Origin of the sequence: Streptomyces sp. NRRL F-6676 (genome assembly GCF_000725625.1) — a bacterium.
In the GTDB taxonomy this organism is placed as follows: Bacteria; Actinomycetota; Actinomycetes; order Streptomycetales; family Streptomycetaceae; genus Streptomyces.
Genome location: NZ_JOHS01000010.1, coordinates 380,101 through 405,663, shown reverse-complemented (window position 1 = coordinate 405,663; position 25,563 = coordinate 380,101). Strand labels below are relative to the sequence as shown.

General features: G+C 73.1%; 25 protein-coding genes. 10 read left to right on the top strand and 15 right to left on the bottom strand.

The features are described from left to right. The first annotated feature begins 92 nt into the window (after positions 1-92). The 8 genes from IO29_RS10595 (at position 93) to IO29_RS10560 (ending at position 6,663) form a co-directional block, all read left to right on the top strand. Positions 93-1,163 (top strand): M4 family metallopeptidase, encoded by a 1,071-nt coding sequence (locus IO29_RS10595; protein WP_030382055.1) that lies wholly within the window; start codon positions 93-95, stop codon positions 1,161-1,163. Positions 1,164-1,184: 21 nt separating this feature from the next. Next, positions 1,185-1,451, top strand: coding sequence for a protealysin inhibitor emfourin (locus IO29_RS10590; protein WP_030382054.1), 267 nt, complete (start codon positions 1,185-1,187; stop codon positions 1,449-1,451). Next, positions 1,448-2,848, top strand: a complete 1,401-nt coding sequence (locus IO29_RS10585) for a GH1 family beta-glucosidase (RefSeq protein WP_267882000.1) — start codon at positions 1,448-1,450, stop codon at positions 2,846-2,848. The genes IO29_RS10590 and IO29_RS10585 overlap by 4 nt, the downstream gene beginning before the upstream one ends. 156 nt (positions 2,849-3,004) lie before the next feature. Next, a complete protein-coding gene (locus tag IO29_RS10580) occupies positions 3,005-4,099 on the top strand; it encodes a PhoH family protein (protein WP_078618461.1) in 1,095 nt (364 codons plus the stop codon). 15 nt (positions 4,100-4,114) lie between these two features. Beyond that, complete coding sequence (ybeY, locus tag IO29_RS10575; protein ID WP_030382051.1) at positions 4,115-4,612, top strand: rRNA maturation RNase YbeY; 498 nt, start codon at positions 4,115-4,117, stop codon at positions 4,610-4,612. Continuing rightward, entirely contained in the window at positions 4,609-5,916 is a 1,308-nt protein-coding gene (locus IO29_RS10570) for a hemolysin family protein (protein ID WP_030382050.1), read from the top strand. Before ybeY ends, IO29_RS10570 begins: the two co-directional genes overlap by 4 nt. Further along, the gene (locus IO29_RS10565) at positions 5,913-6,272 is read left to right on the top strand and encodes an MmcQ/YjbR family DNA-binding protein (RefSeq protein WP_030382049.1); all 360 of its coding nucleotides are present in this window, start codon (positions 5,913-5,915) and stop codon (positions 6,270-6,272) included. The genes IO29_RS10570 and IO29_RS10565 overlap by 4 nt, the downstream gene beginning before the upstream one ends. Positions 6,273-6,309: 37 nt before the next feature. Then, positions 6,310-6,663: a cytidine deaminase gene (locus IO29_RS10560; protein ID WP_030382048.1), complete on the top strand. Its 354-nt coding sequence runs from the start codon at positions 6,310-6,312 to the stop codon at positions 6,661-6,663. A gap of 175 nt (positions 6,664-6,838) precedes the next feature. Here IO29_RS10560 and era read toward each other — a convergent pair whose 3' ends face one another. From era to hrcA, 15 genes are all read right to left on the bottom strand, one after another. After that, a complete protein-coding gene (gene era / locus IO29_RS10555; protein ID WP_030382047.1) occupies positions 6,839-7,792 on the bottom strand; it encodes a GTPase Era in 954 nt (317 codons plus the stop codon). Positions 7,793-7,893: 101 nt separating this feature from the next. Continuing rightward, positions 7,894-9,021, bottom strand: coding sequence for a carbohydrate kinase family protein (locus IO29_RS10550; protein WP_030382046.1), 1,128 nt, complete (start codon positions 9,019-9,021; stop codon positions 7,894-7,896). A 106-nt stretch (positions 9,022-9,127) separates the two neighbouring features. After that, positions 9,128-10,423, bottom strand: coding sequence for a glucarate dehydratase family protein (locus IO29_RS10545; protein ID WP_030382045.1), 1,296 nt, complete (start codon positions 10,421-10,423; stop codon positions 9,128-9,130). After that, positions 10,420-11,316 (bottom strand): 5-dehydro-4-deoxyglucarate dehydratase, encoded by an 897-nt coding sequence (locus IO29_RS10540; protein ID WP_051707913.1) that lies wholly within the window; start codon positions 11,314-11,316, stop codon positions 10,420-10,422. The genes IO29_RS10545 and IO29_RS10540 overlap by 4 nt, the downstream gene beginning before the upstream one ends. Before the next feature lie 99 nt (positions 11,317-11,415). Further along, a complete protein-coding gene (locus tag IO29_RS10535) occupies positions 11,416-12,303 on the bottom strand; it encodes a methyltransferase domain-containing protein (RefSeq protein WP_030382043.1) in 888 nt (295 codons plus the stop codon). 205 nt (positions 12,304-12,508) lie between these two features. Then, positions 12,509-13,501 carry an adenosine deaminase gene (locus tag IO29_RS10530; protein ID WP_030382042.1) on the bottom strand — a complete coding sequence of 331 codons (993 nt, stop codon included), beginning with the start codon at positions 13,499-13,501 and terminating at the stop codon, positions 12,509-12,511. Between the two features lie 20 nt (positions 13,502-13,521). After that, a complete protein-coding gene (locus IO29_RS10525; RefSeq protein ID WP_030382041.1) occupies positions 13,522-14,427 on the bottom strand; it encodes a ribonuclease Z in 906 nt (301 codons plus the stop codon). Between the two features lie 15 nt (positions 14,428-14,442). Beyond that, positions 14,443-14,796 carry a histidine triad nucleotide-binding protein gene (locus IO29_RS10520; RefSeq protein WP_030382040.1) on the bottom strand — a complete coding sequence of 118 codons (354 nt, stop codon included), beginning with the start codon at positions 14,794-14,796 and terminating at the stop codon, positions 14,443-14,445. A 395-nt stretch (positions 14,797-15,191) separates the two neighbouring features. Then, positions 15,192-18,392, bottom strand: a complete 3,201-nt coding sequence (locus tag IO29_RS10515) for a S41 family peptidase (RefSeq protein ID WP_030383347.1) — start codon at positions 18,390-18,392, stop codon at positions 15,192-15,194. Between the two features lie 46 nt (positions 18,393-18,438). Continuing rightward, positions 18,439-18,984, bottom strand: a complete 546-nt coding sequence (locus IO29_RS10510) for a hypothetical protein (RefSeq protein ID WP_234307707.1) — start codon at positions 18,982-18,984, stop codon at positions 18,439-18,441. Positions 18,985-19,060: 76 nt separating this feature from the next. After that, complete coding sequence (locus tag IO29_RS10505) at positions 19,061-19,453, bottom strand: VOC family protein (RefSeq protein WP_030383349.1); 393 nt, start codon at positions 19,451-19,453, stop codon at positions 19,061-19,063. A gap of 22 nt (positions 19,454-19,475) precedes the next feature. Continuing rightward, positions 19,476-20,225, bottom strand: coding sequence for a 16S rRNA (uracil(1498)-N(3))-methyltransferase (locus IO29_RS10500; RefSeq protein ID WP_030383350.1), 750 nt, complete (start codon positions 20,223-20,225; stop codon positions 19,476-19,478). Continuing rightward, positions 20,222-21,307 (bottom strand): nitronate monooxygenase, encoded by a 1,086-nt coding sequence (locus IO29_RS10495; RefSeq protein ID WP_030383351.1) that lies wholly within the window; start codon positions 21,305-21,307, stop codon positions 20,222-20,224. Before IO29_RS10495 ends, IO29_RS10500 begins: the two co-directional genes overlap by 4 nt. Positions 21,308-21,571: 264 nt before the next feature. Next, on the bottom strand, positions 21,572-22,708 hold the full coding sequence (gene dnaJ, locus IO29_RS10490; protein WP_030383352.1) for a molecular chaperone DnaJ: 1,137 nt from the start codon (positions 22,706-22,708) through the stop codon (positions 21,572-21,574). Between the two features lies 1 nt (position 22,709). Continuing rightward, positions 22,710-23,729, bottom strand: coding sequence for a heat-inducible transcriptional repressor HrcA (hrcA, locus tag IO29_RS10485; RefSeq protein WP_030383353.1), 1,020 nt, complete (start codon positions 23,727-23,729; stop codon positions 22,710-22,712). A 177-nt stretch (positions 23,730-23,906) separates the two neighbouring features. Between hrcA and IO29_RS10480 the strand changes: the two genes are divergently transcribed. Next, positions 23,907-24,680: an MBL fold metallo-hydrolase gene (locus IO29_RS10480; RefSeq protein ID WP_030383354.1), complete on the top strand. Its 774-nt coding sequence runs from the start codon at positions 23,907-23,909 to the stop codon at positions 24,678-24,680. Between the two features lie 31 nt (positions 24,681-24,711). Continuing rightward, entirely contained in the window at positions 24,712-25,533 is an 822-nt protein-coding gene (locus IO29_RS10475) for a DUF3097 domain-containing protein (RefSeq protein ID WP_030383355.1), read from the top strand. Positions 25,534-25,563: the final 30 nt, after the last annotated feature.

The window sequence follows — 25,563 nt, the reverse complement described above, 5'->3', positions numbered from 1 at the left end:
TCCCGAGGATCTCGCGTCACCTTCCAACCCCTCGTTCACCAAAACCGGTTGCACCTAGTGACAATCAGGTAACGCGGTGCAATCGTTGCCGTATGACTCAACACGGGGGCCCCGCGCCTGTCTTCTGTTCCATCGTTCCGCCGCACGTCCTCGACCGGCTCGCCCGGCACGGCGATCCGGCGCTCGCGCGTCCCGCCCGGCGCACCCTGGAGCGTGACGCCCTGGAGCGCACCCGGCGTCGGCTGACCACCGTCGTCGGCGCGGCCGCCGTCGCCCCGCGCCCCGGCGCCGAGGCCGGGAAGCCGCACCGCACGGTGTACGACGCCGGGCACGGCACCGACCTGCCCGGCCGGAAGGTCCGCGGCGAGGGCGACGAGCCGACCGCCGACGCCACCGTCAACCGCGCCCACGCGGGCCTCGGTGCCACGTTCGACCTGTATCTCAAGGCGTACGGCCGCGACTCCATCGACGGCTCGGGGCTGCCGCTGGACGCCACCGTGCACTACGACAGGGACTACAACAACGCCTTCTGGAACGGCGAGCAGATGGTGTTCGGCGACGGGGACGGGGAGATCTTCCTCGACTTCACCCTCCCCGTCGACGTCATCGGCCACGAACTGACCCACGGCGTCACGCAGCACACCGCCAACCTCGCCTACTTCGGCCAGTCCGGCGCGCTCAACGAGTCGCTGTCCGACGTCTTCGGCTCGCTGATCAAGCAGTACACGCTCGGCCAGACCGCCGCCGAGGCGGACTGGCTGATCGGCGCCGGGCTCCTGGCGCCCCGCGTGACCGGCACGGCACTGCGCTCGATGAAGGAGCCCGGCTCGGCGTACGACGACGACGTCCTCGGCAAGGACCCGCAGCCGGGCACGATGGAGGACTACGTGCACACCGGCAGCGACAACGGCGGCGTGCACATCAACTCCGGCATCCCCAACCACGCCTTCTACCTGGCCGCCACCGCCCTCGGCGGCCACGCCTGGGAGCGGGCCGGGCAGGTCTGGTACGACGTGCTGACCGGCGGCGAACTGCACGAGGACGCCCTGTTCGTCGACTTCGCCACCCTCACCGTGTCCGCCGCCCGGGAGCGGTTCGGAGCGGGCAAGGAACTCCAGGCCGTCCTCAAGGCGTGGGAGCAGGTGGGGGTGCGCACGCTGTAGATCCGTACTACACAGAACGCCATGCGGATTCAGGTGAGGCGTACCGGGGGTTTCGCGGGCATCGAGCGGCGGGCCGAGGTGGACACCGCCGGGCGGCCCGACGCCGGGGAGTGGCGGGCGCTGGCCGAGCGGGCGCTGGCGGGCGGCCGGGACCGGCCCCCGTCCGGCGTCCCGGACGGCTTCGGCTACCGGATCACGGTGGACGGGACGACGGTGTACTGCGCGGACCCCCGGCTGACCGAGGCGCAGCGCGAGCTGGTCTCCCGGGTGCTGAAGGAGGGCGCATGACCTCCGGTGCATCCAGCACGGCCGGGGCATCCAGCACGGCCGGGGCCCCTCAAGACCGTGCCGGGGCCCCTCACGACCGTCCCCTGCCCCGGTTCCCGGCCGGGTTCCTGTGGGGCGTGTCCACCTCGGCGCACCAGATCGAGGGCGCGGCCGACGCGCGCGAGCCGTCGGTGTGGGACGCGTTCACCGCCGGGCCGGGGCGCGTGAAGGACGGCTCGACGGCGGCGGTGGCCTGCGACCACTACCACCGCCACAGCGAGGACGTGGCGCTGCTGCGCGGCCTCGGTGTGGACGCGTACCGCTTCTCGGTCTCCTGGCCGCGTGTGAACAGCCCCGGCGGCCTGGATTTCTACGACCGCCTCGTGGACGAGCTGTGCGCGGCCGGCGTGCGGCCGGTGCCGACCCTCTTCCACTGGGACCTGCCGCTCGCCGTGGAGGAGGCCGGGGGCTGGCGGTCGCGGGAGACGGCGGAGCGGTTCGCGGAGTACGCGGCCCGCGTCGCCGCGCGGCTCGGCGACCGTGTGCCCACCTGGCTCACGCTCAACGAGCCCGCCGAGCACACCCTCCTCGGCCACGCGCTCGGCACCCACGCCCCCGGTCACCGGCTGCTCTTCGACGCGCTGCCCGTCGCCCACCACCAGCTCCTCGCGCACGGCCTGGCGGTACGGGCGCTGCGTGCGGCCGGGGCGGAGGACGTCGGGATCGCCAACTCCCACGGCCCGACCTGGCCGGCCTCCCAGGACCCGGCGGATCTGGAGGCGGCCGGTTTCTACGACCTGCTCCTGAACCGCCTCTTCGCCGACCCGCTGCTGCTCGGCGCCTACCCCGACGGCCTCGGCGAGCTGATGCCGGGCACGGCGGCGCGGGTGGAGGCCGATCTGAAGGTGATCGCCGAGCCGATCGACCGGTACGGGATCAACTACTACGCCCCGACCCGGGTGGGCGCCCCGCAGGGCACCGAGATCGAGTTCGGGGGCGTGCAGATGCCCGCCGAACTGCCCTTCTCGGTGCGGGAGATCGAGGGCCGCCCGGTGACGGACTTCGGCTGGCCGGTGGTCCCGGAGGGGCTCACCGAACTGCTCACCGCCTTCCGCGACCGCTACGGCGACCGGCTGCCCCCGGTGACGATCACGGAGAACGGCTGCTCCTACGAGGGCCTCGACGACCGGGAGCGGATCGCCTACCTCGACGGGCATGTGCGCGCGCTGCACGAGGCGATCGAGGCGGGCGTGGACGTACGGGGCTACTTCGTGTGGTCGCTGCTCGACAACTTCGAGTGGGCCGAGGGGTACGCCCGGCGCTTCGGTCTGGTGCACGTCGACTTCGCGACGCTGGAGCGGACCCCGAAGGCGTCGTACCACTGGCTGCGGGAGGCACTGCGGGCCCAGCGCGGCTGAACCGGACGGTCCCGCCCTCATGCGGGGCCGCTCCCGGAAAAGTCCTACGGCAGTGTCAGTCCCGCGTCGTACCCTGGAATGACTGGAATCACCAGGGCGCCCGTGTGGCGGGCGAGACGTTCCGAGGAGGACGAGCAAGGCCTACAGAGCCGGCCCATGACTCAGACATCCACAGCGCACGACCCCGCGAAGGGGCAGGCACGAGCGCAGATCACCGTGCCCGCTCAGCACCCCATGGTGACCGTGCTGGGCTCCGGAGACTCCCTGTTGCGCGTGATCGAGAAGGCGTTCCCCGAGACGGACATCCATGTCCGGGGCAACGAAATCAGCGCGGTCGGCGACACCCACGAGGTGGCCCTCGTCCAGCGCGTGTTCGACGAGATGATGCTGGTGCTCCGCACCGGACAGCCGATGACGGAGGACGCGGTGGAACGGTCGATCGCCATGCTCAAGGCGAGCGAGAACGGGGAGGGCGACGGCCAGGAGACGCCGGCACAGGTGCTCACCCAGAACATCCTGTCCTCGCGCGGCCGCACGATCCGCCCCAAGACGCTCAACCAGAAGCGGTACGTCGACGCGATAGACAAGCACACGATCGTCTTCGGCATCGGCCCCGCCGGCACGGGCAAGACGTATCTCGCGATGGCCAAGGCGGTCCAGGCCCTGCAATCCAAGCAGGTCAACCGGATCATCCTGACCCGCCCGGCGGTCGAGGCCGGCGAGCGTCTGGGCTTCCTGCCCGGCACGCTCTACGAGAAGATCGACCCGTATCTGCGCCCGCTCTACGACGCGCTGCACGACATGCTCGACCCCGACTCGATCCCGCGGCTGATGGCGGCGGGCACGATCGAGGTCGCCCCGCTGGCGTACATGCGCGGCCGGACACTGAACGACGCCTTCATCATCCTGGACGAGGCCCAGAACACCTCGCCCGAGCAGATGAAGATGTTCCTCACCCGGCTCGGCTTCGACTCCAAGATCGTGATCACGGGTGACGTGACGCAGGTGGACCTGCCGAGCGGCACCAAGTCCGGTCTGCGGCAGGTGCAGGACATCCTGGAGGGCGTGGACGACGTCCACTTCTCCCGGTTGTCGTCGCAGGATGTCGTCCGGCACAAGCTGGTCGGCCGTATCGTCGACGCCTACGAGAAGTACGACAGCACGCACGGCACCGAGAACGGCACCCACAAGAGCCCCGAACGGGGCGACAAGGGCGGCCGGGGCCGGTCGTCCGCGCACAAGGGGAAGTAGAGACACGGCACGACCATGTCGATCGACGTCAACAACGAGTCCGGAACCGAGGTCGACGAGCAGGCGATCCTCGACATCGCCCGCCACGCCCTCGCGCGGATGCGCATCCACCCGCTCTCCGAGCTCTCGGTGATCGTCGTGGACGCCGACGCCATGGAGCAGCTGCACCGGCAGTGGATGGACCTGCCGGGGCCCACGGACGTGATGTCCTTCCCGATGGACGAACTGCGTCCGCCGGGCAAGGACGACGACGAGCCCCCGCAGGGCCTCCTCGGTGACATCGTGCTCTGTCCCGAGGTCGCGGCCAAGCAGGGCGCCGAGGCGCCCACGCAGCACTCCATGGACGAGGAACTGCAACTGCTCACCGTGCACGGGGTGCTGCACCTGCTGGGCTACGACCACGAGGAGCCCGACGAGAAGGCCGAGATGTTCGGTCTCCAGGCCGCCATCGTGGACGGCTGGCGGGCGGAGAAGGGCATGACCGGCCCGTCCCCGGCTCCGACCGTCTCATGACCCAGCTGATCGCCGGGGCCGTCGCCCTGGTCGTCGTCGCCTGGCTCGCCGCCTGCGCGGAGGCGGGCCTGGCACGGATCTCCAGCTTCCGCGCCGAGGAGGCCGTGCGGTCCGGGCGGCGGGGCGGCACCATGCTGGTGCAGGTCGCCGCCGACCCGACGCGCTACCTCAACCTGGCGCTGCTGCTGCGGGTCGCCTGCGAGATGGCCGCCGCGGCCGTGGTGACGTACGCCTGCCTGAAGGAGTTCGACGGCACGGCGGAAGCGCTGACCGTCGCCATCGCGGTGATGGTGCTGGTGTCGTACGTGGCGGTCGGCGTCTCGCCGCGCACCATCGGCCGCCAGCACCCGCTCAACACGGCGACGGTGGCCGCGTACGTGCTGGTGCCGCTGGCCCGGGTCCTCGGCCCGCTCCCGTCGCTGCTCATCCTCATCGGCAACGCGCTCACCCCCGGCAAGGGCTTCCGGCGGGGCCCGTTCGCCTCCGAGGCGGAGCTGCGGGCGCTGGTGGACCTCGCGGAGGCGGAGTCGCTGATCGAGGACGAGGAGCGCCGCATGGTGCACTCGGTCTTCGAGCTGGGCGACACGCTGGTGCGCGAGGTGATGGTGCCGCGCACGGACCTGGTGGTCATCGAGCGGTACAAGACGATCCGGCAGGCGCTGACGCTGGCGCTGCGCTCCGGTTTCTCGCGCATCCCGGTCACCGGGGACAGCGAGGACGACATCGTCGGGATCGTCTACCTCAAGGACCTGGCCCGCAAGACGCACATCAGCCGGGACGCGGAGAGCGACCTGGTCTCCACGGCGATGCGGCCGGCGTCCTTCGTGCCCGACACGAAGAACGCGGGCGATCTGCTGCGCGAGATGCAGCAGGAGCGCCACCACGTGGCCGTCGTGATCGACGAGTACGGCGGCACGGCGGGGATCGTCACCATCGAGGACATCCTGGAGGAGATCGTCGGCGAGATCACCGACGAGTACGACCGCGAGCTGCCGCCGGTGGAGAAGCTGGACGGGGACCGCTTCCGGGTCACCGCGCGCCTGGACATCGGCGACCTCGGCGAGCTGTACGGCGTCGAGGAGTACGACGACGAGGACGTGGAGACGGTGGGCGGCCTGCTCGCCAAGGCGCTCGGCCGGGTGCCGATCGCGGGCGCGTCCTCGGAGGTCGAGCTGCCCGACGGGCGCCGGCTGCGGCTGACGGCGGAGGCGGCGGCCGGGCGGCGGAACAAGATCGTGACGGTGCTGGTGGAGCCGGTGGTGCCGGCGGCGGTGCCGGACCGGGAGGAGGCCAGGTCCGAGTGACCCCGCAGCGGCTGCGCGCACTGTGCCTGTCCTTCAACGCGGCGGTGGAGGACTTCCCCTTCACCCCCGACGCCTCGGTCTTCAAGGTGCTGGGCAAGATGTTCGCGCTGACGGACCTGGGCGCGCGGCCGCTGACGGTCAACCTGAAGTGCGACCCGGAGGACGCGGTGCGGCTCCGGGAGGAGCATCCGGGGCTGATCATCCCCGGGTACCACATGAACAAGCGGCACTGGAACACCGTCACGGTGGACGGGCCGCTTCCGGACCGGCTGGTGCGGGAGCTGGTGGAGGACTCCTACGACCTTGTGGTGGCGGGGTTGCCGCGCGCCGAGCGGCTCCGCCTCGACCGCCCCTGAAGCACGCGCCGGGCGGCCGGGTTCGTATGCTCGGCTCATGACCGACAGCAACGCGCTCGACGCCGAGGACCGCAAGATCGTCACCCTGGCCCGTTCGGCCCGGGCCCGCAACGGTGTGCCCGAGGGGGCGGCCGTGCGGGACGAGACGGGGCGTACGTATGTGGCGGGGAGTGTGGAGCTTGCCTCGCTGCGGCTGAGCGCGCTGCGCACGGCGGTGGCGATGGCGGTGGCGTCCGGGGCGAAGTCCCTGGAGGCGGCGGCGGTGGTGTCCGAGGCGGACGGGGTTCCGGCGGAGGATCTGGCGGCGGTGCGGGATCTCGGCGGGTCCGGCACGCCGGTCCACCTGGCGGGGCCGGACGGGGTGGTGCGGGCGTCGCTCGCGGCGGGCTGACCAGGGAATTTTCGCCCCCGCCGCCCCCGCCGCCCCCGCCGCCCCTGCCCGTCCCGTCCTCAAGGGGCTCAGCCCCTTGGACCCCGGCATGGGGCTTCGCCCCGTTTCGCGCCCACGCGGCGGAGCCGCATGGCGACACAGCCCCGCGCCCCTTTCAGGGGGGCGCGGGCGGCTGCTAGAAGCCCAGGCGTCGGAGTTGCTTGGGGTCCCGTTGCCAGTCCTTGGCGACCTTGACGTGCAGGTCGAGGAAGACCGGCGTGCCCAGCAGCGCCTCGATCTGTTTGCGGGACTTGATGCCGACGTCCTTCAGCCGCTTGCCCTTGGGGCCGATGATGATGCCCTTCTGGCTGGGGCGCTCGATGAAGACGTTGGCGTGGATGTCGAGGAGGGGCTTGTCGGCGGGGCGGTCCTCGCGCGGCAGCATCTCCTCGACGACCACCGCGATCGAGTGCGGCAGCTCGTCGCGGACGCCTTCCAGCGCCGCCTCACGGATCAGCTCGGCGACCATGACCTGCTCGGGCTCGTCCGTCAGGTCGCCCTCCGGGTAGAGCGCGGGGCCCTCGGGGAGCAGCGGGACGAGCAGGTCGGCGAGGAGGCCGACCTGCTTGCCGGCCGTCGCCGACACCGGCACGATCTCCGCCCAGGTGATCCCGAGCTCCGCCCCGAGCTGGTCGACGGCGATGAGCTGCTCGGCCAGCGCCTTGGCGTCCACGAGGTCCGTCTTGGTGACGACGGCGACCTTGGGCGTCTTGCGGATCCCGGCCAGTTCCTTGGCGATGAAACGGTCGCCGGGGCCGAGCTTCTGGTCGGCGGGCAGGCAGAAGCCGACGACGTCGACCTCGGCCCAGGTGGTCCGCACGACGTCGTTGAGGCGCTCGCCGAGCAGCGTGCGCGGCTTGTGCAGTCCGGGGGTGTCGACCAGGATGAGCTGGGCGTCCGGCCGGTGCACGATGCCGCGGACCGTGTGCCGGGTCGTCTGCGGCCGGTTGGAGGTGATCGCCACCTTCTGGCCGACCAGAGCGTTCGTCAGGGTGGACTTGCCCGCGTTGGGGCGGCCCACGAAGCAGGCGAAACCGGCGCGGTGGACGGCCTCGGCCGGCTCTTCGGATGACTGGGTAGCAACGCTCATGGCGCCCATTGTCCCTGATCCCCGGAGCCCCGCCGCACCGTCGTGCCCCGCACCGTCCCGCCCGCCGCGGTGTCCCTCCTCACGCCGGCCCCACGCCGGCCTCACGCCGAGCGGCCGAAGCCGATCGTCGGGACCGCGCGGCGCAGGGGCCAGGGGCGTACGTGGTCCTTGGGGAGCAGGTCGGCCAGGAAGGCGTAGCGGCGCAGCGCGGCCGGGTCCTGGTCGTCGTAGGACTGCACCCGGCGCCACCAGGCCGCCACCTCCGACCAGCCGGGTGCCGACAGGGAGCCGCCGAACTCCTGGACGGAGAGCGCGGCGGTGAGGCCGGCGAAGGCGAGGCGGTCCGCGAGCGGCCAGCCGGCCAGGGAGCCGGTGACGAAACCGGCCACGAAGACGTCACCGGCGCCGGTCGGATCGAGGGCCTCGACCGCGATCGCCGGGACCTCCGCCGTCTCGCCGGTGCGCGCGTCCACCGCGTACGCCCCTTCCGCGCCCAGGGTCACCACGGCCACCGGCACATGCGCGGTGAGCGCGCGGGCGGCGGCGCGCGGGCAGTCGGCGCCGGTGTAGCGCATGGCCTCCTCCGCGTTGGGCAGGAACGCCTCGCAGTGGGCGAGGTCGGTGAGGCCTGCCAGGTCCCAGGCGCCGGTGTCGTCCCAGCCGACGTCGGCGAAGATCCGCGTGCCCGTGCGGGCGGCCTCGGCGATCCAGGGGGCCGGGACGCCCGGTACGAGCGAGGCGATCGCGGCGCGGGCGCGCGGCGGGTGGTCGGGGGCGCTCTCCTGGGCGAGCGCTGCCTCCTGCGGCGGCTCGTGCCCGTGGGAGACCATCGTGCGCTCCCCCTCGTACGCCATGGAGACGGTGACCGGGGAGTGCCAGCCGGGGACCGTCCGGGAGAGGGCGAGGTCGATGCCCTCGCCCCGTGCGAGGGCGTCCCAGCAGTACTCGCCGTAGTGGTCGTCGCCAAACGCGGCGGCGAGGGAGGTGCGCAGACCGAGCCGGGCGAGCGCGGTGGCCATGTTGGCGACGCCGCCGGGGCTGGAGCCCATGCCGCGCGCCCAGGACTCGGTGCCGCGCACGGGGGCGGAGTCGAGTCCGGTGAAGACGATGTCCAGGAAGACGGTGCCGGTGAGGTACACGTCCCAGGGCGGATCGCCCGGGGCGCGCAGGGCGGCCAGCGGGTCGACGTGGGCGGGGCTGTGCGGTCCCTCTCCGGTGGACGGGGTCACGGTGCGCTCCCTGAACGTGGTGCGGTTCCGGCCAGTGTGCACCACCGGGCCCGTCCTGCGGGGGTACGCGCGCCCGCGCACCCCCGTCCCCGTACGGCAGGGCCCGCTACCAGCGCGGTACGGCCGGGGTGACCCACGCCGGGTCGGCGATCCGCATGGCGGCCGCGTCGTCCCGCTCGCGCAGTCGGCCGTCGTCGTCCAGCCAGCGGCGGTGCAGGAACTCGAGCCGGTCGCGGTCGAGTTCGACGCCGAGCCCGGGGGCGTCGGAGACCGTCACCCGGCCGCCGTCGAACGTCAGCCGTTCGGTGAGGACGTCCTCGGACTGCCAGGGGTAGTGCGAGTCGCAGGCGTGGTGGAGGTTCGGGACGGTGGCCGCGACATGGGTCATGGCGGCGAGGCTGATGCCGAGGTGGGTGTTGGAGTGCATGGAGACCCCGACGCCGAACGTGCGGCACAGCGCGGCGAGTTGCTGGGTCTGGCGCAGCCCGCCCCAGTAGTGGTGGTCGGAGAGGACGACCTGGACGGCGTCCTTGGTGAACGCCTCCTTGATCTCCGCGAACGTCGTCACGCACATGTTGGTGGCGAGGGGGACGTCGGTGCGGGCGGCGACCTCGGCCATGGCGGGGGTGCCGAGCGCCGGGTCCTCCAGGTATTCGAGGACGTCGCCGAGTTCCGCCGCCACCTTCAGCGAGGTCGGAACGGACCAGGCGCCGTTGGGGTCGAGCCGCAGCGGGTGGCCGGGGAAGGCCTCGGCGAGCGCGCGGATCGCGGCGATCTCCTGCTCGGGCGGGAAGACACCGCCCTTGAGCTTGAAGGAGGTGAAGCCGTACCGCTCGGTGAACTTCCGTGCCTGCGCGACGATTCCGGCCGGGTCGAGGGCGGCGCCCCAGTCGTCCCGCTCCGAGGGGACGCCCTCGGGGTGGGCGGCCCACTTGTAGAAGAGGTAGGCGCTGTACTCGACGGCGTCGCGCACCTTGCCGCCCAGCAGCGCGTGCACGGGCAGGCCGAGTGAGGTGCCGAGCGCGTCCAGGCAGGCCACCTCGAAGCCGGAGACGACGGACAGCCGCAGCTTGTCGGCGGTCTGGACGCCGCGCAGTCCGCCGACGTCGACCTGTCCGGAGACATGGGAAGAGTCGACGGCGACCTCGTCCATGAGTGTGAACAGCCCGTTGAGGTCGGTGAGCCGGTGACCGACCAGCTTCGCGGCGAACGGCCGGGCCAGTTCCAGGTACTTGGTGTCGCCGTAGGTCTCGCCGACGCCGGTGACGCCGTCGGCGGTGGTGACCTCGATGATCAGCCGGGGGGTGTACGGCTGGTGCACGCCCTGGGTGTTGAGCAGTGGCGGGTCGGCGACGAGGATCGGCGTCAGCCGGACGTCCGTGAGGGTGAGATCGCGGGTCACAGGGCGGCTCCTACGAGGTCGAGTCCGGTCGTCAGCAGGGCGGTGAGGTCGGCCAGGTCGGCGGCCGAGGGGTCGGTGAGCGGGGCGCGCACGGGGCCGACCGGGCAGCCGCGCAGCCGGGCGGCGGCCTTGACCAGGGACACGGCGTACCCGGGCACACGGTCGCGCAGTTCGACGAGCGGGACGTAGAAGTCGCGCAGCAGCTTCTCCACGGTGCCGTCGTCGCCGTCGCGGAGGGCGGCGAAGAAGGCGTTCGCGATCTCGGGCGCGAAGGCGTGCACGGCGGACGAGTAGGCGGGGATGCCGACGGTGGCGTAGGCGCGGGCCTGCATCTCGGCGGTGGAGGCGCCGTTGAAGAAGAGGAAGCCGTCGGGGGCGGTGAGGGTGAGGCGCTGGAGGCGGTCGAGGTCGCTGTGCCCGTCCTTGAGCCCGATGACGCCGGGGTTCTCCGCGATCCGCCGGAAGGCGTCGAGCCCGTAGGCGACCTGGCCGCGCTGGTAGGCGATCAGCGGCAGCCGGGTGCGGGCGGCCAGCTGTTCGAGCTGGGCGACCAGGCCGTCCTGCGGGGCGGCGGTGAGGTAGTGCGGCAGCACGAGCAGCGCGTCGGCGCCGGCCTCCTCGGCGATCCGCGCGAACCGGGCGGCCTGCGCCCAGCCGTACCCGGTCCCGGCCACGACGGGCACGCGGCCCGCCGCGGCCTCGACGGTCGCCGTGACGACCTGCCGGTACTCCTCCTCGTCCAGCGAGAAGAACTCGCCCGTCCCGCAGGCCGGGAAGACGGCCCCGGGCGCGGTGGCCAGCCGCCCGGCGACGTAGTCCCGGAACCCGTCGGGATCGAGCGAGCCGTCCTCGTGGAAGGAGGTCAGCGGAAAGGACAGCACACCCCCCGCCATCCCGTCCCGCAACCGTTGCGCCACGCCACTGGTACCGCCATCGGGGCTCACCCTCGCTCATCTCCCTACGTAGACGTCATTCACGTATACAAATGAAGGTTAGATACTCGAACGACGTCCCGTCAATCGTGGGCGGACCCGGTAGGCGGTGGCCAGCACGGAGACGGTGACCCGGCCGCCCAGAAGGCCGCCGCTCTCCAGTTCGGCCCGGCTCACGTGCCGGGCGGACGGCGTCATCCCCACGAGGTCCAGGGCCTCCGCCGCGCCCAGAGCCATGACGTACTCGACCCGCCCGGCGGCGGCGACCTCGAAGAAGGGGTCGAGCGCCCGGTGCAGACGCCGCTCCTTCCCCGGATCGACCGCGACCATCGCGGGCACCCGGCCCCGCAGCTCGGCCAGGTGCCGCTCGGTGGGGCGGACCACGACCAGCCGGCCGGCCGGCCGGAGCACCCGGTGGAACTCGGCCGGATTGCGCGGCGCGAACACGTCCAGCACGACATCGGCCACCGCGTCGGCCAGCGGGAGGGGACGGAAGACGTCCCAGGCCGCCGCGGCGGCACGCTCATGGGCCCGGGCCGCCGCGCGCAGTGCGCGCACGGAGGTGTCCAGCCCGAGGCCGCGGGCGCCGGGCAGCCGGTCGAGCACACCGGCCAGGTAGTAGCCGGTGCCGCACCCGACGTCCACCACCGTGCCCGGCCGCCCGGCCGGGCCCCCGGCCGCGAGGCGGGCCACGGCCCGGCGGACGGGCGTGTAACCGCCCCCGGCAAGGAACCGCTCCCGGGCCCGGACCATGCCGGCGTCGTCGCCGCTGGTGGCACGGACCCCCGTCAGCAGCCCGGCATAGCCCTGACGGGCGACGTCGAAGGCATGCCCCGCCGGGCAGCGCAGCGCGCCCCGCGGGTCAGGGGACAGAGGGTGCGTGCGGCACGCCGGACAGCGCAGCAGGTCGAGGGAGCGTACGAGGGCAGGGGGAAGCGACACGGGCACGGGGCACTCCTGGCCGGGGCGAAGGGAAGGAACCGTGCCTGCACGCGCGCGGAAGGCCGCCGCCTCACGGGAGAACGGGCAGCGCCGGAAAGGTCATGCACGCCCAGGCACGCCGAGGAGGGCGGTGCCGTCCGGCGCCGCCCTCAGTGTCTTCCGGTCACAGGAAGCAGCAGTGCGGGGTGCTCATGAATGCCACGCCGCGAGTCTACGAGAACGCGTACGCCTCCACCTCCGCCAGATACCGCGCCCGCAGTTCCTCGTCGTCGTCCAGGAAGGAGGCGAGGAAGGAGTTGCGGGCCAGTTCGCGGAGGCGGTCCTCGGGGAGGGCGAGGGTGTCGCGGAGGGCGGTGAAGTTGTCGCCGGCGTAGCCGCCGAAGTAGGCCGGGTCGTCGGAGTTGACCGTGCAGAGGAGGCCGGCGTCGAGCATGGCGGGGAGGGGGTGGTCCGCCAGCCTGTCCACGGTGCGCAGGCGGACGTTGGAGAGGGGGCAGAGGGTGAGCGGGACGCGGTCGCGGACCAGGCGTTCGACCAGCGCCGGGTCCTCCACGCAGCGCAGGCCGTGGTCGACGCGTTCCACGCCGAGGACGTCGAGGGCCTCGGTGATGTACTCCGGCGGGCCCTCCTCCCCCGCGTGCGCCACCCGGCGCAGGCCGAGCGCGGCGGCGGCCTCGTAGACCTCGCGGAACTTCGCGGGCGGATTGTCGACCTCGGCGGAGTCGAGTCCGATGCCGGTGATGCGGTCCAGGTAGGGCTTGGCCTCGTCCAGGGTGCGCAGGGCCGACTCGGCGGACTCGTCGCGCAGGAAGCAGAGGATCAGCCGGGTGGAGATCCCGTGGTTCCAGGCGCTGCTGCCCAGCGCCCGCCACAGCCCCTCGACGACCGTGCCCATCTCCACGCCGCGCGCGGTGTGGGCCTGCGGGTCGAAGAAGATCTCCGCGTGCCGCACGCCCTGGGCGGCGGCCCGGGCGAGGTAGGCGTCGGCGAGGTCGGCGAAGTCCCGCTCGGTCCGCAGAACGGTCATCAGCTCGTAGTACAGGTTCAGAAAGGATTGCAGGTCCTCGAACCGGTACGCCTCGCGGAGGGCGTCCGTGTCGGCGTACGGCAGGGACACGCCGTTGCGCGCGGCGAGCTCGAACACGAGCTCCGGTTCCAGGGTGCCTTCGATATGCAGGTGCAGTTCGGCTTTGGGGAGGGACATCAGAGCATTTTACGGCTCTTTCATACCCGTTTCGGAACCGGTACGCGTTGGAGATCGCGGGCGACGGTCAGCTCGCCCGTGAAACCGGCGGCCCGGGCCTGCCGCTCGAACTCGGCGGGGTCGGGGTAGCGCTGGCTGAAGTGGGTGAGGACGAGATGCCGTACCCCGGCGTCCCGGGCGACGCGGGCCGCCTGGCCCGCCGTGAGGTGGCCGTGGTCGGTGGCCAGCTCCTCGTCCTCGTCGAGGAAGGTCGACTCGATGGCGAGCAGGTCGCAGCCCTCGGCGAGCGCGTGCACGCCCTCGCACAGCCGGGTGTCCATGATGAACGCGAACCGCTGTCCGCGCCGTTCCTCGCTCACCGCCTCCAGCGGGACCCCGTCGAGGGAGCCCTCGCGCTGGATGCGGCCGATGTCGGGGCCCGCGATGCCGTGCGCGGCGAGCCGGTCCGGCAGCATGCGGCGGCCGTCGGGCTCGACGAGGCGGTAGCCGTAGGACTCGACGGGGTGGTCGAGGCGGTGCGTGTGCAGGGTGTACGCGGGGGTCCGCGCCAGGACGCCGTCGGTGTCGACGGGGGCCTCGGTGAGCGCGACCGTCTCGCGGTACGCCGTCGCGTACCGCAGCCGCTCGAAGAACCGCTGCCCGGAGGCCGGGTAGTGGGCGGTGATCTCGTGCGGGACGCGGTCGAGGTTGATGCGCTGGATGACACCGGCGAGGCCGAGGGAATGGTCGCCGTGGAAGTGGGTGACGCAGATCCGGTTCAGGTCGTGCGCGGCGACGCCGGCGCGCAGCATCTGCCGCTGGGTGCCCTCGCCGGGGTCGAACAGGATGCCCTCGGCGTCCCAGCGGAGCAGGTAGCCGTTGTGGTTGCGGTGCCGGGTCGGGACCTGGCTGGCGGTGCCGAGGACGACGAGTTCGCGGGCGGACATGGTGGGTGCTCCGGGCTAGCCGGGGGGCCACTGGAGGCCGCGGCCGCCGAGGACGTGGGCGTGGGTGTGGAAGACGGTCTGGCCGGCGTCGGCGCCCGTGTTGAACACGATGCGGTAGCTGTCGAGTCCCTCGTCGGTGGCGACCGCCTGAGTCTCGCGGAGGACGTCCGCGGCGAGGGCGGGGTCCGCGGTGGCGAGGGTGGCGGCGTCGCGGTGGTGGGCCTTGGGGATGACGAGGACGTGGGTGGGGGCCTGGGGGTTGATGTCGCGGAACGCGAGGGTGGTGTCGGTCTCGCGGACGATGGTGGCGGGGACCTGGCCCGCGACGATCTTGCAGAACAGGCAGTCGTCCTGCGGCTCTCCGGCCATGGGGTTCCTCCTCGCGGGCGGGTGGATCACGCTGCGGGCATGCTATCGGCCGCACCGGGCAGTTTTTTTCGCCCCCGCCGCCCCTACCCTTCCCGTCCCTTCAAGGGGCTCCGCCCCTTCGACCCCGGCGCCCTCCGGGCGGGGATAGGCGGAAGGACTCGGGTGGGTGGGTGCGTTGGCGGGTGCGGGTGCGTCGTGGTTGTTCGCGCAGTTCCCCGCGCCCCTAAAAAGCCGGGGGGTGCCCCCGGCTTCCAAGGGGCGCGGGGAACTGCGCGAGAAGTCCCCACCCACCCGCACGCCCCCACACAACCCCACCCACCCGAGCTCTCCGGGGTGCAAGGGGCGGAGCCCCTTGAAGGGACGGGAAGGGTAGGGGCGGCGGGGGCGGAAAACCCCTACGGAAGCGTCGGCGGCTGCTTCGCCGGCGTCTCCTCCAGGGCCGCCAGGGCCAGCCGGATCGCTTCGTCCAGTTGAGGGTCGCGGCCCGCCGCATAGTCCTGCGGCGCCATCACCACCTCCACGTCCGGGTCGACGCCGTGGTTCTCCACGCCCCACCCGTACCCCTCCAGCCAGAACGCGTACTTCGGCTGCGTCACCAACGTCCCGTCCACCAACCGGTACTTGCTGTCGATGCCGATGACACCGCCCCACGTCCGGGTGCCCACCACCGGCCCGATCCCGAGCGCCTTCACCGCCGCGTTCACGATGTCCCCGTCCGACCCGGAGAACTCGTTCGCGACGGCCACGACGGGGCCGCGCGGCGCGTCCTCCGGGTAGCTGTACGGCCGCATCCCGCGCGGCAGGTCCCAGCCCACGATGCGCCGCGCCAGCTTCTCCACCACGAGCTGGGACGTGTGCCCGCCCCGGTTCTCCCGTACGTCGACCACCAGGCCCTCCCGGACGACCTCCACCCGCAGGTCGCGATGGAGCTGGGCCCAGCCGGAGCCGACCATGTCCGGCACGTGCAGATAGCCGAGCCGACCGCCGGACTTCTCGTGGACGTAGGCCCGCCGGTCGGCGACCCACGCGTGGTAGCGCAACGGCTCCTCGTCCTCCAGCGGCACCACGACCGCGTGCCGCAGGTCGCCGCCGCCCGCCGGGGACACCGTCAGCTCCACCGGCTTGCCCGCCGTGCCGACGAGCAGCGGCCCGGGCCCGGTCACGGGGTCGACCGGCCGCCCGCCGACGGCGACGATCGCGTCGCCCGCGCGCACGGCGACGCCCGGTGCGGCGAGCGGGGCGTGCGCGTCGGGGTCGGAGGTCTCCGAGGGCAGCACCCGGTCGATGCGCCAACTGCCGTCCTCGTGACGGGAGATGTCCGCACCGAGCAGCCCCTGCCGCCGGTCGGACCAGCCGCCCCAGGCTCCGCCGGGGGTGACGTAGGCGTGCGAGGTGCCCAGCTCGCCGTGGACCTCCCAGAGCAGGTCGACGAGGTCGTCGTGGGTGGCGAGCCGGTCCAGGACCGGCCGGTAGCGGTCGAGCACGGCGGACCAGTCGGTGCCGCCGAGGTCGGGCCGCCAGAAGTTGTCGCGCATGAGGCGGCCGGTCTCGTCGTACATCTGCCGCCACTCGGCGGCCGGGTCGACGGTCCCCCGGACGCGGGTGAGGTCGACGGAGATGTTGGTGTCGCTGTCCTCGTCGGCGGAGGCGCGGCGGTCGCTGGGGACGACCTTGAGCCGGCTGTCGGTCCACAGCAGCACCCGCTTGCCGTCGCCGGTGACGGCGTAGTGGTCGGCGTCCCCGGAGAGGTGTTCGACGCGCTGCTGGACGAGGTCGTAGCGCTCCAGGTCGGTCTTGGGATCGGGGTCCTCGGGGGTGGCGCGCGAGGAGCCGAGGACGCCCTGGAGGGGGTGGCGCAGCCACAGCACGCCGTCCTTGGCGGCCCGCAGGGTGGAGTAGCGGGCGGCCTCGACGGGGAACGGGACGATCCGGTCGGCGAGTCCGTCCAGGTCGATACGGGTGGTGGGGGTGCCCTCGCTGTCGGGGGTCTCGTCCTTGTCGGGCGCGTCGAAGGGGCGGCCGTGCCGCTGCGGTCCGAACGGGGACGGGGTGGTCGCCGCGAGCGTGATCAGATGCGGGCGTACGCCGCCGACGAACGCCAGGTCGAAGACGTGTTCGTCGTAGACCGGGTCGAAGGAGCGGGCGGAGAGGAACGCCAGGTGCTTGCCGTCGAGGGTGAAGGCGGGCGAGAAGTCGCGGAAGCGCAGCGGGGTGGCCTCGGTCACCGACAGATCGGCGGTGTTGGCGAGCTTGAGCTGGCGCAGCGGGCGCGCGCCGGGGTGGGACCAGGCGAGCCAGGCGGAGTCGGGCGAGAAGACCAGCCCGCTCGCCTCGCCGTCCTCGCTGCGGTCGACCTCACGGACCTCGCCGCTGTCCCGTTCGACGAGCAGGATCCGCCCGTCGTGCGAGGCGACGGCGGCCTTGCTGCCGTCGGGCGCCATGGCGAGCCCGAGCACCCGGCCGAGCTGCCCGGCGGCGAGCCGGCGCGGGGTGGCGCCGGGGGCGCTGCCGGTGGCGGGCGCGAACTCCAGCGCGTCCTCGCCCTCGGCGTCGGTGACCCACACCACCCACTCCTCGCCCTCCGAGCGGAAGGTGCGCGGCAGCCGGGCGCGTACGCCGTGCTCGTCGGCGAGCGCGCGGGCGGGGCCCGAGCGGTGGGTGACCCAGTGCACGGCACCGCGTACGGCTACGGCGCTGCCGCGGCCGGTGTGGTCGGGGGCGGCGGCACCGAACCAGCGGGCGGCGCTAACCGGTTGGGGCTGGAGGTCGACGCGCTGCCCGCCGAGCCGGATCTCCAGGCGGCGCGGCTCGGCGCCGTCGAGGTCGTCCAGGATCCACAGCTCGCCGGCGGAGGAGTAGACGACACGGGTGCCGTCGGTGGCCGCGTGGCGGGCGTAGAAGCCGTCGATCGGGGTGTGGCGGCGCAGGTCGGAGCCGTCGGCGAGGGAGGAGTAGAGGGCGCCGGTGCCCTCGTGGTCGGAGAGGAACGCCAGCCGGTCACCGACCCACGACGGGTACTCCAGGTTGCCGTCCAACTCCTCGTGCAGCCGGACGAATTCGCCGTCGCCCTCGCGGTCGATCCACAGCTTGCCCGCGGTGCCGCCGCGGTACCGCTTCCACCAGGCGGCCTCCCGGCCCATGGTGGCGGAGAGCAGCACCGTGTGCGGCCCGTACGCGACGTCGCCGACCGGGCCGTAGGGCAGGGTGGTGGCGGGGCCGCCGTCGAGCGGGATCGCGCGGGCCCAGGTGCGGCGCAGCGAGGACTGGCCGTGGGTGCTGAGCGCGAGCACCTCGCCGTCGGGGGTCCAGCCGCGGACCTGGGTCCTGGTCCCCCAGTACGTGAGACGGGTCGCGGACCCGCCGTCCAGGGGCGCGAGGTGCACCTCGGGGGCGCCGTCGCGGGTGGAGGTCCAGGCGAGCCGGGTGCCGTCCGGGGAGATGCGGGGATGGTTCACGGGGACGTTGTCGGCGCTGACGCGCCAGGCGCGGCCACCGTCCAGGGGCGCGACCCAGACGTCGTCCTCGGCGGTGAAGGCGACCGTGTCGCCGTGCAGATGCGGGAACCGGAGATACGCGGGCGATGCGGGCTGTGTCACCAGCTCACCCTATGCACCGACCGGGCCGCGCGGACAGGGTTCCGGATCACTTGCCCTCCACGGGCCAGCAGGTGGGGTCGCCGTGGCACCAGATGGTGCGGGTGGCGGTGACCGTGACGGTGGGTCCGGGGCGGCCGGGGGTGTTCGGCCGGTAGGTGGCCGGCGGGGTGGGGGTCGCGCCCTCGCAGTCGCCGAGGCCGTCGACGCGGAAGACCTGCTTGCCGCCGACGGTGGCCCGCAGCCCGCCGCGGACGCACTTGCCGTCCACCGCACGGGTGATGCGGCCCTTGACGGTGACGTCCTTGCCGTCGTCCGTCCTGCCCCGGCAGTCGACGGAGACGACCGTCTTCGCGGCGGCGGACGGGGACTTGGTGCCGGACGCCCTGTCCCCGTAGTCGGCGGTGCAGCTCAGCCAGCTCAGGTCGACATGCCGTCGTTCGAGCTCGTGGGTGGCGGCCTGGTCGGTGGTGTAGGCGACCGACATCCCGCCCAGGGCGCCGGGTTCGCAGGCGACCACGGCACCGACGGCGACCACGACGAGACCGGCGACGGCGGCCGCCCGGCCGCCCTTCGAGCGCGTCATTGCCCTCATGCGCGGCAGCCTGCCACCGCCCCCGGCGCGGCGGTAGGGCGCATACGGCCACCCCCGGCGGCAAAGGGCGCGCGCGTCAGGCGCGCAGCAGCAGCCACTCCTGCAACTCGACGACGTTGCCCTCGGGGTCCTTGAGGTGGGCCACGCGCATCCGGTCCGTCATGGGCGCGGGACCGTGCAGCACGGTCGCGCCCCGGGAGGCGAGTTGTGCGCAGTAGGCGTCCAGGTCGTCGACGCGCAGTACCACCAGTGAGCGGTGGCCGGTCGCCTCGTCGCCCAGTTCGTCCAGGATCCGCGCCATCATCGCCCGGTCCTGCAACGCGATGCCCGCGGAGCCGGTGGCCGGGCTGAACTTCTCGTACGGTCCGTCCGCCGCGCCCGACTGGGGCCTGAGGCCGAGGACGTCGGCGTAGAAGCGGTAGCAGGCGGCGAAGTCGCTGACGAGCAGCCGGACTTGGGCGAGTTCCATGGACGAGGTCCCCCGAGGACTTCTACGACCAGCGGCCGGTGCGGCCGAGGAGCAGGGCGGCGGCCGCCGTGCCGGCGGTCGAGGTGCGCAACACGCTACGGCCCAGCACGTACGCCTTCGCACCCGCCTCCCGGAACAGCGCCAGCTCGTCGGCGGCGACGCCGCCCTCGGGGCCGACGACCAGCACGATCTCGCCGTCGGCGGGGAGTTCGGCGGTGGCGAGCGGTGTGCTGCCGTACTCGAAGTCCGAGTGCAGTACGGCGGCGAGGTCGGCTTTGGCCAGAAGTGCGGCAACCTGTCTGGTCGTCGCGGCGTCCGCGACCTCCGGGAAGCGGACCCGGCGGGACTGCTTGCCGGCCTCGCGCGCGGTGGCCCGCCACTTGGCGAGCGCCTTCAGGCCCCGCTCGCCCTTCCACTGGGTGATGCAGCGGGCGGCCTGCCAGGGGACGATCGTGTCGACGCCGACCTCGGTCATGGTCTCCACGGCGAGTTCGCCCCGGTCGCCCTTGGGCAGCGCCTGGACGACGGTGATCCGGGGCTGCTCCGCCGGCTCCTCGCGCACATGTGCCAGGCCGGTGACGATGAGCCGGTCCTTGCCCTCGGCGGCCTTGACGACGCCCTCGGCCCAGCGGCCCCGGCCGTCGGTGAGGACGACCTCCTCGCCGGGCCGCAGCCGCTTCACCGAGACGGCGTGCCGTCCCTCGGGGCCGTCCAGTACGAACTCGGGTTCCGCGTCGCGCAGTTCGTCCACGACGAACACCGGTGCCGTCATCGGGTCGTGCCTCCCGCCGGGTGGGACGGCAGGCCGGCCGCCGCCGCGTCGAGTTCCGCCGCCAGCAGTTCGACGAGCTGTCCGGCGGGCAGGGCGCGGGCCAGCCGGTGGCCCTGGCCGGCCCACAGTGCCATGCCCTGCGGGTCACCCGCCGCGGCGGCGGCGCGGCGCAGCGGGGCGGTGAGGTGGTGGACCTCGGGGTAGGCGGCGGGCGCGTAGCGGCCGTGTTCCCGCAGGAACCGGTTGACGAGGGCGCGCGCGGGTCTGCCGGAGAAGGCGCGGGTCTGCTCGGTGCGGACGAAGAGGGGGTCGGTCAGTGCCTGCTTGTGCAGGGGGTGGGCGCCGGACTCGTCGGTGGCGAGGAAGGCGGTGCCGAGCTGGGCCGCGCTGGCGCCGGCGGCGAGGACGGCGGCGATCTGGCTGCCGCGCATCAGCCCGCCGGCGGCGAGGACGGGCAGGCCGACGGTCTCGCGGACCCGGGCGAGGAGGGCGAGCAGTCCGATGCCGGTGCCGTCGTTCTCGGCGTGGTCGCGGTGGGTGCCCTGGTGGCCGCCGGCCTCGATGCCCTGGGCGATCACGCCGTCGGCGCCGCACTCCTGGACGGCGAGGGCCTCCTCGGCGGTGGTGGCGGTGGCCAGGACGAAGGTGCCGGCGCGGTGCAGGGCATCGACGGTGTCCCGGCCGGGGGCGCCGAAGTGGAAGGAGACGACGGGGACGGGGTTGTCGAGGAGGACGGCGAGTTTGGCCTCGTAGCCGTCGTCGCGGCCGCTGTCGCGGTCGCCGAGCTCCGTCTCGTACCAGGCGGCCTCGCCGGCGAGCTGGTGGGCGTAGACCTCGACGGCCGCGGGGTCGCCGTGCTCGGTCTGCGGGAGGAAGAGGTTCACGCCGAAGGGGCGGGCCGTGAGGCCGCGGATCTGCTTGATCTCCTGGTAGAGGCCGTCGGCGGTCTTGTAGCCGGCGGCGAGGAAACCGAGGCCGCCGGCGTCGCTGACGGCGGCGGCCAGCCGCGGGACCGATACGCCGCCGGCCATGGGGGCCTGCACGATCGGGTGCGGGAACAGATCGGTCAGCGGGGAGGACATGCCCGCATGGTGCCACGTCCCCCTGACAAGTCCGAATCGACGGTTCCGCAGGCTTTTCCGCCCCCGCCGCCCCTGCCCGTCCCACCCTCACGGGCTCCGCCCCCTGTGACCCCGTCGCGCCCACGCGGCGGAGCCGCACGGTGGCACAGCCCCGCGCCCCTTGAGGGGCGCGGGGAACTGCGCGACAAGCCACGACGCACCCGCGCCCGCCGGCGAACCCCACCCCACCCCGACCCGGCGGCGTTGCGAGGAACCCCCGGCCGCCTAGCGGCCGTTGAACGCGTCCTTCAGGCGCGAGAACAACCCCTGCTGCCCCGGCTGGAACTGCCCCGTCGGCCGTTCCTCACCCCGCAGCTTCGCCAGCTCCCGCAGCAACCGCTCCTGCTCGGGATCGAGCTTCCCGGGCGTCTGCACCTCGACATGCACCACGAGATCCCCCCGCCCCCCACCGCGCAGATGGGTGACCCCGCGCCCGTGCAGCGGGATCGACTGCCCGGACTGCGTGCCGGGCCGGATGTCGATCTCCTCCAGCCCGTCCAGCGTCTCCAGCGGCACCTTCGTGCCGAGCGCCGCCGCCGTCATCGGGATCGTCACCGTGCAGTGCAGGTCGTCGCCGCGGCGCTGGAACTGGGAGTGCGCGGTCTCGTGGATCTCCACGTAGAGGTCGCCGGCGGGACCACCGCCCGGACCGACCTCGCCCTCCCCCGCGAGCTGGATCCGCGTGCCGTTGTCGACACCGGCGGGGATCTTCACCGTCAGCGTGCGCCGGGACCGGATCCGCCCGTCGCCCGCGCACTCCGGGCACGGGGTCGGGACGACCGTGCCGAAGCCCTGGCACTGGGGGCAGGGCCGGGAGGTCATGACCTGGCCGAGGAAGGACCGCGTGACCTGCGAGACCTCGCCGCGGCCGCGGCACATGTCGCAGGTCTGCGCGGAGGTGCCGGGCGCGGCCCCCTCGCCGTTGCAGGTCGTGCAGACGACCGCCGTGTCGACCTGGATGTCCTTCGTCGTGCCGAAGGCCGCCTCGTCGAGTTCGACGTCGATGCGGATCATCGCGTCCTGGCCCCGGCGGGTGCGCGAGCGCGGCCCCCGCTGCGACGCCGTACCGAAGAACGCGTCCATGATGTCGGAGAAGTTGCCGAAGCCGCCGGCGCCGAAGCCACCCGCACCGCCCCCGCCGCTCTGCGAGAGGGGGTCGCCGCCGAGGTCGTAGACCTGCTTCTTCTGCGGGTCCGACAACACCTCGTAGGCGGCGTTGATCTCCTTGAAGCGCTCCTGCGTCTTGGGATCGGGGTTGACGTCCGGATGCAGCTCGCGGGCGAGCCGCCGGAAGGCCTTCTTGATCTCATCCTGCGACGCGTCGCGGCGCACGCCGAGTACGGCGTAGTAGTCCGTGGCCACCTTAAGACTCCGCCAGGATCTGTCCGACGTACCGTGCCACCGCTCGTACCGCTCCCATCGTTCCCGGGTAATCCATGCGGGTCGGTCCGACCACGCCGAGTTTGGCTACTGCCTCGCCGCCCGAACCGTAGCCGACGGAGACGACGGACGTGGAGTTGAGTCCCTCGTGGGCGTTCTCGTGACCGATACGCACGGTCATGGCCGAATCCTTCGCCTCGCCCAGCAACTTGAGGAGCACGACCTGCTCCTCCAGCGCCTCCAGGACGGGCCGGATGGTGAGAGGGAAGTCATGTCCGAAGCGGGTGAGATTGGCGGTGCCGCCGATCATCAGCCGTTCCTCGGTCTCCTCGACGAGCGTCTCCAGGAGCGTGGAGAGGACCGTGGAGACCGTCGCGCGGTCCTCCGGTTCCTCGAACGCCTCCGGGAGGTCCTGGACGAGCGGCGGCACGTCCGCGAAGCGGCGCCCCGCGACCCTGCTGTTCAGCCGGGCCCGCAGATCCGCGAGCGCGGCCTCGCCGAACGGCGCCGGGCAGTCGACCATGCGCTGTTCGACCCGCCCGGTATCCGTGATCAGCACCAGCATCACCCGCGCGGGGGCGAGCGACAGCAACTCCACGTGCCGCACGGTCGAGCGGGTGAGCGACGGGTACTGCACGACCGCCACCTGCCGGGTCAGCTGCGCGAGCAGCCGCACCGTACGGGCGACGACGTCGTCCAGGTCGACGGCGCCGTCGAGGAAGTTCTGGATCGCCCGCCGCTCGGGCGCCGTCATCGGTTTGACGCCGGCCAGTTTGTCGACGAAGAGGCGGTAGCCCTTGTCCGTGGGGATGCGCCCGGCGCTGGTGTGCGGCTGCGCGATGTAGCCCTCGTCCTCGAGGGCCGCCATGTCGTTGCGCACGGTGGCCGGGGAGACGCCCAGGCTGTGCCGCTCGGTGAGCGCCTTGGAACCGACCGGCTCCTCGGTGCCCACATAGTCCTGGACGATGGCGCGCAGCACTTCGAGCCTGCGTTCACTGAGCATCCGCGCACACCTCCAGAAGGCCGTCTCCTTGGCGACTGCGTCTGGCACTCCATGTGCGCGAGTGCCAGCATCCCCGGTCCAGTGTACGGCCGGGGGGTACGGCCCGGGCAAGGGCGGGGCCGGGGGCGGGGCCTGCGACGTCGTGCCGCGGGGCGTTGTCGCCGTTAGCGTCCCGGTATGAGCGTGCTGTGGGAGGACTACGAAACGGCGGCGGGCTGGGAGCGGGTGACGGCCCGGGCCGGACGGTGCCGGCTGCCTCGGTGGGACTGCACGGCCGGGCTCGTCGTCGGCGAGGGCGCGGCGCTGCTGGTGGACGCGGGGTCGAGCCTGGCGGAGGGCGGACGGCTGCGCGCCGAGGCCGAGGGGCTGCTGGGCGGGGGCGCGGGCACGGGACGCGCGCGCCGTGTGACGCATCTCGCGCTGACCCACCCGCACTTCGATCACGTCTTCGGCGCGGCGGCGTTCCCGGACGCGGAGGTGTTCGGCGCGGTCGGCGTCGACTCGGCGTACACGCCGCGCGGCCGGGAGGAACTGCGCGCGGACGCCGTACGCAACGGGCTGGCGGAGGAGGCGGCGGCCGAGGCGGCGCAATCGCTGACCCCGCCACGCCACCACGTCACCGGCGAATGGACCCTCGACCTGGGCGGCGGGCTCACCGTGCTGCTGGCCAACGTGGGCCCCGGCCACACCGCGCACGACCTCGCGGTCCTGGTCCCCGCCACGCCGTCCTCCCCGGAGGTGGTCTTCTGCGGCGACCTGGTCGAGGAGTCCGGCGAGCCGCAGGCGGGACCCGACGCCGTACCCGCGCACTGGCCGGCCGCGCTCGACCGGCTGCTGGACCTCGGCGGCGAGGACGCGGTGTACGTGCCCGGTCACGGGGCGCTCGTGGACGCGCGGTTCGTCCGGGCACAACGGGACGCGCTGGCACGGCGCTTCGGCGTGTCGCCGTGACCGGCGGGGAGCTTTCCCTATCGTCGGTCGAATGCGCCAGTACTCTCCGGATCTGACCCCGCCGTGGAAGAAGCCCCGGGCCGTGCCGGAGGTTCCGGCGGAGCCCGGGCTCGTGGTGGAGGAGCCGGGAACCGGCTTCTGCGGGGCGGTGATCCGCTGCGAGGCCGGCACGGTGACCCTGGAGGACCGCTTCGGCAAGCACCGCGTGTTCCCGATGGAATCGGGCGGCTTCCTGCTGGAGGGGCGGCCGGTGACGCTGGTGCGGCCGGCCGCCGCGGCCGGGCGGGGACCGGTGCGGCCCACGCGGACGGCGTCGGGGTCCGTCGCGGTGCCGGAGGCGCGGGCGCGGGTGGCGCGGGCCGGGCGGATCTACGTCGAGGGCCGGCACGACGCGGAGCTGGTGGAGAAGGTGTGGGGCGACGATCTGCGGGTGGAGGGGGTCGTCGTCGAGTACCTGTCCGGTGTCGACGATCTTCCGGCGGTGGTCGCCGAGTTCGCGCCGGGGCCGGACGCGCGGCTGGGGGTTCTGGTGGACCACCTCGTGCCGGGCTCCAAGGAGTCCCGGATCGCGGAGGCGGTGACGAGCGAGTACGCGCTGGTGGTGGGGCATCCGTTCATCGACGTGTGGGAGGCGGTGAAGCCGGGGGCCGTCGGCATCGCGGGGTGGCCGCGGGTGCCGCGGGGGGTGGACTGGAAGACGGGGGTGTGCCGGGGGCTCGGGTGGCCGGAGAACACGGGGGCTGCGTGGCAGCGGATCCTGTCCGCGGTGCGGACGTACAAGGACCTGGAGCCGGAGCTCCTGGGCCGGGTGGAGGAACTGATCGACTTCGTGACGGCACCGGCGGAGGGCTGAGCGGATTCTTTCTCGCCCCCGCCGCCCCTA